The following is a 12,704-nucleotide window of genomic DNA, read 5'->3' as shown; positions in this document are numbered from 1 at the left end:
GCTACCTCGGTGGAGCGGGCTATCGCTGAGTCGTTCGCTGAGATTCTCGGGCTCGAGCGGGTGGGTGTGGATGATTCGTTCTTCGCTCTGGGTGGCGACAGCATCATGTCGATCCAGTTGGTGACCCGGGCCAGGGCGGCGGGGTGGGTGTTCTCCGCGCGGGAGGTGTTCGAACGTAAAACCGTCGCGGGTTTGGCCCAGGTCGCTGTGCGCGATACCGGTGCTGCTGTCGCTGTTGTGGAGGAACTGCCCGGCGGCGGTGTCGGGCCGATACCGTTGACACCGATCATGCGATGGCTCCTCGCCCAGACAGAGTCCGGGTCGGGCTCGGGGTCGGGTCGTTTCTCGCAGGCGTTGTTATTGAGTTTGCCGGTGGGGATCGACCGGCAGACATTGGCGGGCACGGTGCAGGCGGTGCTGGATCGACACGACATGCTGCGCGCACGTCTGTATCCGCTTACCGATCAGGGGTGGACGTGGGAGACGCTGCCGGTCGCAACGGTGCGAGCCGACGACATCATCCACCGCGTGCAGAGCGAACCGCGAGCAAGCGCGGGCGAGTTGCGTGCGATCGCGGCCGCGGAGTTGGATGCCGCCGCCGACCGGCTCGATCCCAGCGCGGGGATCGTCATGCAGGTGGTCTGGTTCGACCCGGCAGACACGACCGAGCCGGGTCGGGTGTTGCTGGTGGTGCATCATTCGGCGGTCGATGGGGTTTCCTGGCGGGTGTTGGTGCCCGACCTCGCGTTGGCGTGGGCCCAGATCACCGCCGGACAGTCACCGCAGCTGCCCCCGGTCGGAACCTCGATGCGCAGGTGGGCACACGGCCTGGTCGAGGAAGCCCACCACGCGCACCGGATCGCGGAACTCGAAACGTGGCAGGCCATGGCCATCGAGAACGATCCGGTGATCGGGTCGCGACCGTTGGATCCCGCGGTTGATGTGGCCGCTACCACCGCCGCCATCGAGATCGAAGTCTCCGCGGAGGTGACCGAGGCACTGTTGACCGACGTGCCCGCGGCATTCCACGGCAGCGTCGCCGACGGGCTGCTGGCCGCACTGGCGGTGGCGATAACGAAGTGGCGACGCGAACACTCAGATGAATCCGAAGACGACCCCGGGTATGGGCGTGCGGCATTGTCGGGTGGTTCGCTCGCGCAGATGCTGATCGGTGTGGAAGGCCACGGTCGTGAGGATGCCGCGGTGCCGGGCGCGGATCTGACCCGGACGGTTGGCTGGTTCACCACGAGTTTCCCGATGCGTGTGGATCTGTCGGGTATCGATCTCGACGACGCGTACACCGGGGGGCCGGCGTTGGGGGTTGCGGTCAAGTCGGTCAAGGAAGCGCTTGTGGCTGTTGCCGATCACGGGATCGGTTACGGGTTGTTGCGGTACCTCAACGAGGACACCGCACCGATCCTGGCCCGCCTGCCGGTGCCGCAGATCGGGTTCAACTATCTCGGTCGGGTCACGGTAGGGGTCGCCGACGACCAGCAAGCGGTCGGATGGATACCCCTCGATGACGGCGGCCGTTGGGGTAGCGAACTCGCCGGTGCCCGAAACCCGGACATGCCGATACCCGCGGTACTCGACGTCAACGCCTACACCCTCGACGACGGAAACCGGCCACGCCTACACGCGAGTTGGTCATACCCGGACGGGGTACTCACCGCGCCCCAAGTACGCGAGATGGCAGACTCCTGGAATCGGGTACTGACCATCTTGGCGACCCACACCCACACCCACACCGGTGTTGGTCTTGGGGGTCGGACACCGTCGGATCTGGATTTGGTTCGACTCGGCCAGTCCGAGATCGAACGCCTCGAGGACAGGTATCCGGCGTTGAGCGATGTGTGGCCGTTGACCCCGCTCCAGGCCGGACTGTTGTTCCACGCGACGGTATCCGAGGAATCGGTAGATGCCTATCTGGTGCAGCTGGTTCTCGACCTCGCAGGAGACATCGAACCCGCCCGGCTACGTCGAGCCGGACAGACAGTACTGGACCGGCATCCGAACCTGCGCGCCTCGTTCATCACCGACACCGACACCGGACCGGTCCAAGTAATCACCGACAACCTCGAAGCACCCTGGTCAGAACTCGACCTGTCCGGGTTGGACGAGGACGCACGCGACCGGGAGTGGGACCGGTTGATGGCCGCGGACCGGGCAACCCGATTCGACCCGGCACACGCCCCACTACTGCGCTGGATGCTGGTCACCATCGCGCCCGATCACCACCGGCTGGTGCTGACCAACCACCACCTCCTACTCGACGGCTGGTCCACACCACTACTGCTGAAAGAGCTGCTGGTGGCGTACGCCACCGACAGCGACACGACGATACTGCCCGCTGTCCACCCCTACCGAAACTTCCTGGCATGGATGGCCGGACAAGACCGCGCCGCCGCACTCGAGGTGTGGGCTCGGGTGTTCGATGGCACCGACGAACCCACCCTGGTAGCGGCGATCGATCCCGGCCGCCGCTACACCGAATCACGTGACGTGCTCGGCGAACTGACCGAACAACAAACCGCCACACTCACAGACCTCGCCAAAGCCCGCGCGATCACCCTCAACACAGTGATCCACCTGGCGTGGGCGATCGTGTTGGGAGAGTTGACCTCCCGCGAAGACGTCACATTCGGCTCCACCGTCTCCGGTCGACCACCACAAATCCCCGGCATCGAAGCGATGATCGGACTGTTCGTCAACACACTGCCGGTGCGGGTGCGTCTGGACAGCAGCGAGAGCCTGGGACAGCTACTCGACCGGATCCAAACCCAACAGACCATGTTGCTCGACCACCACCACGTCGGACTGACCGACATCGAGCGGGTCGCCGGCCCCGGCGCGGTATTCGACACGATGACCGTGTTCGAGTCCTACCCGGTCGACCGAGCCGGACTGACCACCGACACCGACATCGCCGGCATGCGGCTACAAGATGTCACCGGTACCGACGCCGCACACTACCCACTCGGAGTGGTCGCCCACCTCGACACACGACTACACCTCAAAATCACATACCTACCCGAACTCTTCGACCACGACACGATCGACGCCACCCTGCAACGGGTCCTTCGCGTGATCGGCCACCTCACCGACAACCCCGATCTACCACTGGCCCGCCTCAACCTACTCACCCCCACCGAATACCGAGAACTGACATCGATATCAGGCACCCCGGCCACACCCGGACAAGTCCTACCAGAACTACTCGCCACTGCGGTACAAACAAACCCCACAGCAACAGCAGTTGTCTACAACGACCAACACCGGACATACAACGAACTCGACACCCAATCCAACCAGCTAGCACGACTACTCATCGGACACGGCGCAGGTCCGGAAACCAGTGTCGCCATCGGCCTGCCACGCTCGGTCGAATCGGTACTGGCGACCTGGGCCATAGCCAAGACAGGCGCGGCTTTCCTGCCGATCGACCCGAACTACCCGACCGGTCGAATCGAACACATGCTCACCGACTCGAAGGCGGCTATCGGTGTGACTGTGGCGTCGGTGCGTACACAGTTACCTGACAGCATCGATTGGTTGATGGTCGACGACCTCGACGAGACTCTCAGTGCTGCACCGATTTCCGACCTCGATCGGTCGCGTCCGCTACGTCCCGAGCATCCGGCTTACCTGATCTACACCTCCGGCTCCACCGGCACACCCAAAGGCGTGGTCGTCACCCAAGCCGGACTATCGAGTTTCAGCGACGAACAGCGCGAACGCTACCGGGTGACGAGCAACTCACGCACCCTGCATCTCGCGTCCCCGTCGTTCGACGCCTCGGTACTGGAACTGCTGCTCGCCGTCGGTGGTGCCGCGACCATGGTGGTGGCACCGCCGACCGTCTACGCCGGTGCGGAGCTGGCCGCACTGCTGCGCAGGGAACAGGTGACACATATCTTCATCACTCCCTCGGCGCTGGCCTCCCTCGATCCGACCGGCCTGGACATGCTCCGCGTCGTGATCGCCGGCGGCGAGGCATGCCCCCCGGATCTTGTGCGGCGCTGGGTGCGGCCGATCTCCGGCAACAGAACCCGCGAGCTCTACAACGGCTACGGGCCCACCGAGACAACGATCATGACCAATATCAGCGATCCGCTCGCACTCGACGAGCCGGTGACCATCGGCGGGCCGATCCGTGGCATTACCGAGTACGTGCTGAGTGCGCGGTTGTCTCTGGTGCCGGACCGGGCCGTCGGCGAGCTCTACATCGCTGGAGCGCAGGTCGCACGGGGATATCATGAGTGGCCCGCGTTGACCGCCGCCCGTTTCGTGGCGAACCCATTCGACCCACACGGAGGACGGCTGTACCGCACCGGCGATCTGGTACGGAGGACGGTCGGCGGCGGGCTGGAGTACCTGGGCCGCAATGACTTCCAGGTGAAGATTCGTGGTCTGCGTATCGAGCTGGGGGAGGTCGATGCGGCGCTTGCCGCGCACGAGAGTGTCGGTTTCGCGGCGACGATCGGTCATCGTAACGGCTCGGGGACCGAGGCGCTGGTGTCGTATGTTGTTGCCGCGCCGGACTACTCGATCGATACTGCGGTTTTGGCCGAGCACGCTGCGGGGCGGTTGCCGTCATATATGGTGCCGGCCTCGATCATGGTGCTCGACGGTATTCCTTTGACGCCGGTGGGCAAGCTGGATCGTAGGGCGTTACCGGATCCGGTGTTCACCGATAACACTGTTTTCCGGGCGCCGCAGACCCCGATCGAACACACCATCGCCGAATCGTTCGCTGATGTGTTGGGAATCGAAACGGTTGGTCTGGATGACTCGTTCTTCGCCCTCGGCGGTGACAGCATCATGTCGATCCAGTTGGTGGCTCGGGCGAGGGCGGCGGGTCTGGTTTTCTCGGCGCGTGATGTGTTCGACCATAAGACGGTTGCCGGGCTGGCTCGGGTCGCCGTCGACGGTGGTGCCGCGGCCACCCCTGTTCCGGCGGAGCTGCCGGGTGGGGGTGTGGGATCGATTCCGTTGACGCCGATCATGCGGTGGTTACTCGAGGGGGTGGCGTCGGGGGTCGGTCGCTTCTCGCAGGCGATGCTGTTGGGTTTGCCTGCGGGAATCGATCGGCGGGTGCTGGCGGGCACTGTGCAGGCAGTGCTCGATCGGCACGACATGCTGCGCGCACGGCTGCGCCCGGCCGCCGATGAGGGTTGGACGTGGGAGGTGTTGCCGGTCGGAGTGGTTCGAGCCGACGACATCATCCACCGAGTGGTGACCACGGGGAGCGCGACCGGCGACGAGTTGCGCGCGTTGGCGGCCGCGGAGTTGGATGCGGCCGCGGACCGGCTCGATCCGAGCGCGGGGATTGTGGTGCAGGTGGTGTGGTTCGATCCGGTGGACGCGGTGGTGCCGGGTCGGGTGTTGGTGGTGGTGCATCATTCGGCGGTCGATGGGGTTTCCTGGCGGGTGTTGGTGCCCGATCTCGCGGTTGCGTGGGCGCGGATCACGGCTGGTGAGGCACCTGATCTGCCCCCGGTGGGGACGTCGATGCGTAGGTGGGCGCATGGGTTGGTCGAAGAAGCTCACCGCACGCAGCGGGCCGTGGAGTTCGAGTTGTGGCGGGCAATGGTTGTGGCGAACGATCCGGTGATCGGGTCGCGACCTTTGGATCCTGCGGTGGATGTGGCGGGTACCACGCGCACGGTCGAGGTCGAGGTGTCCGCGGAGGTGACCGAGGCGTTGTTGACCGACGTACCCGCCGCGTTCCATGGCAGTGTCGCCGATGGGCTGCTGGCCGCGTTGGCGGTGGCGGTGACGAAGTGGCGGCGCGAAGACGAGCACGAGGCCGAGGGATCCGGCGGTTCGCTCGCCGAGATGCTGATCGGTCTCGAAGGGCACGGTCGTGAGGATGGTGCGGTGCCGGGCGCGGATCTGACCCGGACGGTTGGCTGGTTCACGACGAGTTTCCCGATGCGTCTGGATCTTTCGGGTATCGATCTCGACGAGGCCTACACGGGTGGGCCGGCGTTGGGAGCTGCGATCAAGTCGGTCAAGGAAACGCTTCTGGCTGTTCCGGATCACGGGATCGGCTACGGCTTGTTGCGGTACCTCAACGAAGACACCGCACCGATTCTGGGCAGATTGCCGGCGCCGCAGATCGGGTTCAACTACCTCGGCCGCGTTTCGGTGGGGATTTCCGACGATATGCAAGCGGTCGGATGGATACCCATCGATGACGGTGGCGGCCTGTCCGGTTCAGAGTTCGCCGGTGCGGCGAATCCGGATATGCCGGTGCCCGCGGTGCTCAACGTCAATGCTCTCACCCTCGATGACGGTCGCGGACCACGGTTGCGGGCAACGTGGTCGTATCCGGTCGGGGTTCTTACCGCCGTCGAGGTGCGCGAGGTGGCGGAGTCGTGGAGTCAGGTACTGACCGCGTTGGCGACACATACTCAGCGTGCCGGTGCCGGGCTTGGGGGCCGGACGCCGTCGGATCTGGATTTGGTTCGATTGGGCCAGTCCGAGATCGAACGCCTCGAGGACAGGTATCCGGCGTTGAGCGATGTGTGGCCGTTGACCCCGCTCCAGGCCGGACTGTTGTTCCACGCGACGGTATCCGAGGAGTCGGTGGACGCTTACATGGTGCAGTTGGTCCTCGACTTGGGTGGCCAGGTCGATCCCGGTCGGCTACGTCGAGCCGGACAGGTGCTGTTGGACCGGCATCCGAATCTGCGTACTGCGTTCGTCACTGTCACCGATATCGGGCCGGTGCAGGTGGTCTGTGACGACGTCGAGGCGTCGTGGTCGGAGTTGGACCTGTCCGGGTTGGACGAGGACGCACGCGATCAGGAATGGGATCGGTTGATGGCCGCGGACCGGGCGACCCGGTTCGATCCCGCGCACGCCCCACTACTGCGTTGGATGTTGGTCACGATCGGGCCCGACCGTTATCGCCTGGTATTGACCAATCATCATCTGCTGTTGGATGGCTGGTCGATGCCGCTGCTGCTGAAGGAGTTGCTGGTGGTGTATGCCACCGACGGCGACGACAGGATGCTGTCAGCGGTGCGTCCCTATCGGGATTTCCTGGCGTGGATGGGCGAGCAGGACCGGGTCACGTCACTCGAGGTGTGGGCCCGTGTGTTCAACGGCGCCGACGAGCCCACCGTGCTGGCTGCGATCGATCCCGGCCGTCGTTATAGCGAATCACGTGATGTGCTCGGAGAATTGACCGAGGAACAGACCACGGTGTTGACAGATTTCACGCGGGGGCGTGGGATCACCCTGAATACCGTGGTCCAGATGGCATGGGCGATTGTATTGGGGGAGTTGACGTCTCGGGAGGATGTCACGTTCGGCGCGACGGTTTCCGGTCGGCCTCCGCAGCTCGCGGGCATCGAATCGATGGTCGGGTTGTTCGTCAACACGCTACCGGTGCGGGTGCGTCTCGACAGCGGCGAGAACCTGGGACAGCTACTCGACCGGATCCAGACCGAGCAGACCATGTTGCTCGATCACCACCATGTGGGTTTGACCGACATCGAGCGGGTCGCGGGCGCGGGTGCGGTGTTCGACACGATGACCGTGTTCGAGTCCTATCCGGTCGATCGTGCGGGGCTGACTACCGATACCGATATCGCCGGCATGCGACTACAGGGGGTGGCCAGTGTCGACGCCGCGCATTACCCGCTGGGAGTGGTCGCGCATGTCGACACGCGACTGCACCTCAGAATCAAATACCTGCCGGAATTATTCGACCACGACACGATGGACGCGACCCTGCAACGGGTCCTTCGCGTGATCGGCCACGTCACCGACGACCCGGACCTACCACTGGCCCGCCTGAATCTGCTCTCCGCCGGGGAATACCGTGAACTGACCTCGGTGTCGGGGATCGCGGCGATGCCCGGAAAGGTATTACCGGAACTGTTGGCGGCAGCAGTGCGAACAAACCCCGCAGCAGTCGCGGTGGTATGCGAGGACCGGCGCTGGACGTATGGCCAACTCGACACCGAGTCCAACCGGCTGGCCCGACTACTGATCGATCGCGGCGCGGGCCCGGAAACCAGTGTGGCCATCGGCCTGCCACGCTCGGTCGAATCGGTACTGGCCACCTGGGCCATAGCCAAGACAGGCGCGGCTTTCCTGCCGATCGACCCGAACTACCCGACCGGTCGAATCGAACACATGCTCACCGACTCGAAGGCGGCTATCGGTGTGACTGTGGCGTCGGTGCGTACACAGTTACCTGACAGCATCGATTGGTTGATGGTCGACGACCTCGACGAGACTCTTAGTGCTGCACCGATTTCCGACCTCGATCGGTCGCGTCCGCTACGTCCCGAGCATCCGGCTTACCTGATCTACACCTCCGGCTCCACCGGCACACCCAAAGGCGTGGTCGTCACCCAAGCCGGGATAGCGAGCCTGGCCGCCGAAACACGGGAACGTTTCGGTATCACCCCGACCTCTCGGGTGTTGGCCGCCGCGTCCCCGAGTTTCGACGTCTCGGTTCTCGAATGGCTCAGCGCCACTGCTGCCGAAGCGACGCTGATCCTCGCCCCCGCCCCAGTAGTCGCCGGCACCGAATTAGCCGAGTTGATCAACGCCGAACACGTCACTCATGCCGCCCTCACCCCGACTGTGCTCGCATCGCTGGACCCCGTCGAACTCGACACCCTCGCAACCGTGATTCTCGGCGGCGAGATATGCCCACCGGACCTGGCCACCCGATGGACGCCGGGTCACACGGTGATCAACACCTACGGGGCGACCGAGACCACGGTCATGAGCTGCGCAGACGCTCCCGCGAGCACCACCACAGACAACCCGATGACAATCGGCGGTCCGCTTCGCGGATTCACTGCCGTCGTACTCGACCGCAGGCTATGCCCCGTACCTCGGGGAGTAGTGGGCGAGCTATATCTGGCCGGGCCGGGCCTCGCCCGCGGCTACCAGAAGCAACCGGCAACCACGGCCGCCCGATTCGTACCCGACCCCTACGGGCCGACCGGGACTCGCATGTACCGCACCGGCGACCTGGTCACCTGGACCACGGACCGAACTCTGAAATACCACGGCCGCAGCGACCTGCAACTCAAGATTCACGGCCACCGCATCGAACCCGGCGACATCGAGACCATGCTACGCAGCCACCCCGACATCACCCAGGCTGCCGTCGCCGTCCACACCCAACCCAACGGCACCAACCAACTCACCGGCTACGTCGTACCCACCCCAGACGCCATCCCCGACACCATCGCCCTCACCACGTATCTCATGACTCGACTACCCGCCCACATGATCCCCACCACCATCCTCACCCTCGACCGAATACCCATCACCCCCACCGGAAAAGTTGACCGGAGGGCCTTACCTACGCCGAACCCGCGCCGCTCGCGGTTCCGGGCGCCGTCGACCCCACTCGAGGCCACCGTCTGCGACGCCTTCACCCAGACCCTGCACATCGATCGAGCCGGCGTCGACGATGGTTTCTTCACCCTCGGTGGCAACTCGCTGGCCGCCACCCAGTTGGTGGCGCGGCTGGCGGAGTCGACCGGTGCCAACGTGCCGGTGCAATGGATCTTCACCGACCCCACGCCGCAATCACTTGCCCGACGCATCGACAACCGCCTGCGTGGTCTCGACGAACCGGACATGGGCGACGCACTGTCGGTCCTGCTTCCCTTGCGCGCCACTGGGTCCGAACCGCCGCTGTTCTGCGTTCACCCAGCTATCGGATTGGCATGGGGTTTCAGCGGTCTGCTGCGGCACCTCGAGCCCGATCGTCCCGTCTACGGGGTGCAATCCCCGGCGATGACCGAACCCGCCGCGAGGTTCGACACGCTCGACCAACTTGCCGCCCGCTACGTCCAGGAGATCCGGGCCGTCCAGCCGCACGGCCCGTACCACGTGCTCGGCTACTCACTCGGCGGCACCATCGCCCACGCGATCGCCGTCCAACTCCGCGGCGACGGCGACTCGGTCGCCACCCTCGCCATGATGGACACCCGCGTCGTGACCGCGCGCACCGTCCGCGCTCGGACACCGAGCATCGGTGAGATGCTTACCGAGTTCGGCGGCTTCGCCGTTCCGTCGGACCCTGCCGACCTCACCTTCGAGGCCGCGGCCGAGTTGCTGCGCCGACACGGCGGACTCTTCACCGCCGTGACCTCCGAGCACCTCGCGACTCTGCACCGCGACTACACCCGGCTCATCGATCTCGCCCTGAACCACCGGCCGGCACTTTTCGACGGTGACCTGATCTACTTCAGCGCAGGCGGCGCTCATCCAAACAACGGTCATTCGCCAGCCCGGTCATGGCATGACCACATCACCGGCCAGATCACCGAACACCACATTCCCGGCCGGCACGAACGGATGACCGATCCCGACGCGCTGCACGCAATCGGACTTGTTCTCAGCGGCCACTTCCGAAGGACAGCCCGATCATGAATCGCCGGGACACAGTGTCTACCCGCCAGAACGAATGATCTGTTCGATGTTGCGCTCAGCCAGCGCGCAGATCGTCAGCGACGGGTTCACGGTTCCGGTGCTGCCGGGCACAGCCGCGCCGTCCATGACGTACAGGCCTCGATAGCCACGCACCCGGCCGTACTGGTCTGTCGCACGTCCTATCACCGCGCCGCCCAACGGATGCGCGGTGAACGAGGCGTCCGCGTCCAAAGCCGGTCGGGTGAGCGGCGGGCAGTCGCAGGCCACCTTGTTGTTGACTTCCCGGGCTCGCGCGAGGTAGCCGGCGGCGGCGTTGTCCGGCCACTCCAGCTCTACCCGTCCGGTGGCCGAGTCGTAGACGAACCGGCCGCGGGTGTCATCGAGCACGATGCCCAGCGATGCGAGAATACCGATGTCGAAGGACGTCGCGCCCGGGATGAACCAGCTCTCCAGCGACACGGGTGCGTCCGCCTCGTCCAGTATCCGGCTCGCGGACGGTGTGCCCTGCGTGCCCAGGTCGAAGGACCTGAGCGGCCGCGCCAAGCCGACGTCGCCGTTGCTGCCCCAGCCTTCGCCGATGTGCTCGTTCAGATTCGGCAGTGCGCCCGTTGCCCGCGCGCGCACCAGCAGTTCGGAGGTGCCGATGGCGCCCGCGGCGAGGAACAGCGTGTCGCAGGTCAGTGTCCGGGTGCGGAGCGTCTCGCCGGTAGGCGCGAGTTTTGTTACGGCGACGGTATAACGGCCTGACGCTCCTGATTCCTTGGCTATGGCGTCCACGCGATGGCCCGGGTAGATCCGGGCACAGCCGGTCCTCTCGGCGTAGCGCAGGTAGTTCTGATTCAGATCGAACTTCGCGCCGTTGGAATTGCCGAGATCAGAAAGGCCGACTGTCGCCGACGGCCTCGATCGTCCGGCGAGCTCATTGCGGATGATGTGCCAATTCCACATGCCGTCGATGCGCTGTGGTGTATAGCCGGCCGCGCGGACCTGCTCGTCCCAGGCCCGCGCGTGCGCGAAGGCACAAGAGTGATAGAGGTCGTTCGGGATCGAACTCAGCCGCAACATCTTTCGGACTTTGGGGTAGTAGACGTCATGCATCTCGCGGTAGTCGACCACACCACGGAATACGCTGTCGAAGAACCGCTGCTCCGGCGCGATCATCACCCCGGTGAACACCACGGAGCCGCCGCCCACACACGCGCCGTGCCACACATCGATGCCTGGGTAACTGGACACGTCGAGGACCCCGCCGAACGGATCGATCCGCTGGGGAATCCGGGTCGCGCCGGTGAAGATGGTGCGATGCCAGAAGCCGCGGCCATCCGGATTCGTGTCGTTGGCGAAGATGTCGCGCCACCGATCACTCGGCCAGCGCGACCCGCGCTCGAGCACTGCGACCTGGGTCCCGGACTGTGCCAGGCGCAGTGCGGTGATCGCCGCTCCGAAACCCGATCCTATGACGAGCGCAGGTACATGATCGGGCGGATCGGGGAGCGGTGCGAAGATCTCCGGCACCAGGCTGCGGTACAGCGCCGCTCGCGGGCTCGGGCTGTAGTCTTCGGCCCACGAATATTGGGCCCACGCCGCGGACCGGCCCGTCGCAAGCGGGCCACCGCCCGCAAAACCCAGCATCGCCGCGGCCAGGCCGGCGCCCTTGACGAATCCGCGCCTGTCCATGGTGCCCCTCACCTGATCTGAACGTTGCTCCGCCACCTCCAGCGGCCAAACCTATCCCTCGTGGTGAGCGTTCGAAGGCAACACGGTGACACGCGGGCGAGTCTTCGAGGCGCCGCGAACGGCTGTGCGGCACCTTCCCGGCCCCAGGTCCCCGACATCCTCGACAGGATCGGCGACCCCGCGCCAAACAGCGACCCCACCATAGCGGCTCTCTATCATGGGAGAGAAGGTCGGACTGGGAGGTGACGATGTCGATGCGCACGCGGATTCGGTGGCTGATGCTGCACGGCCTGCCGCGGTTCTATCTCCGGTTGTCGGCACGTCGGGGCGATCCGCTCGGGCAGATCGCTGTCGGTCAGGATGGCTTGCTCGGCTCGTCGCGGTATGTCGAGCAGATCCGGCAGCGGGGCCGGATACCCCGGATGTCGGGGGTGCATGTGACAACGGACTACGAAGTGTGCCGGCTCATTCTGCGAGACCGTCGCTTCATCGTGGTCACGCCCAACCATCCAGCTCTGCCGAAGCCGATTCGCTGGGTGATGACCAAGACGGATCCGGGACTGCCCAACCTGGCGGAACCGCCGTCGATGTTGGTGACCGATCCGCCG

At 65.2% G+C, this 12,704-nt stretch carries 2 protein-coding genes and 1 pseudogene; 2 read left to right on the top strand and 1 reads right to left on the bottom strand.

The annotated features are described in order from the left end of the window. Nucleotides 1-9 precede the first annotated feature (9 nt). Nucleotides 10-10,419 carry an amino acid adenylation domain-containing protein gene (locus tag AB0C34_RS31195; RefSeq protein WP_357080969.1) on the top strand — a complete coding sequence of 3,470 codons (10,410 nt, stop codon included), beginning with the start codon at nt 10-12 and terminating at the stop codon, nt 10,417-10,419. A gap of 18 nt (nt 10,420-10,437) precedes the next feature. Here the strand turns inward: AB0C34_RS31195 and AB0C34_RS31190 are convergent, their stop codons facing one another. After that, nucleotides 10,438-12,096, bottom strand: coding sequence for a GMC oxidoreductase (locus tag AB0C34_RS31190; RefSeq protein WP_357080966.1), 1,659 nt, complete (start codon nt 12,094-12,096; stop codon nt 10,438-10,440). Nucleotides 12,097-12,344: 248 nt separating this feature from the next. On the opposite strand from AB0C34_RS31190, the pseudogene AB0C34_RS31185 reads away from it, so the two are divergent. Then, nucleotides 12,345-12,704: pseudogene (locus tag AB0C34_RS31185) on the top strand (cytochrome P450); the annotation flags it as partial.

Origin of the sequence: Nocardia sp. NPDC049220, assembly GCF_040647855.1 — a bacterium.
Lineage (GTDB): Bacteria > Actinomycetota > Actinomycetes > Mycobacteriales > Mycobacteriaceae > Nocardia.
The sequence above is the reverse complement of the archived record's forward strand: the minus strand, read 5'-3'. Positions and strand labels throughout refer to the sequence as shown.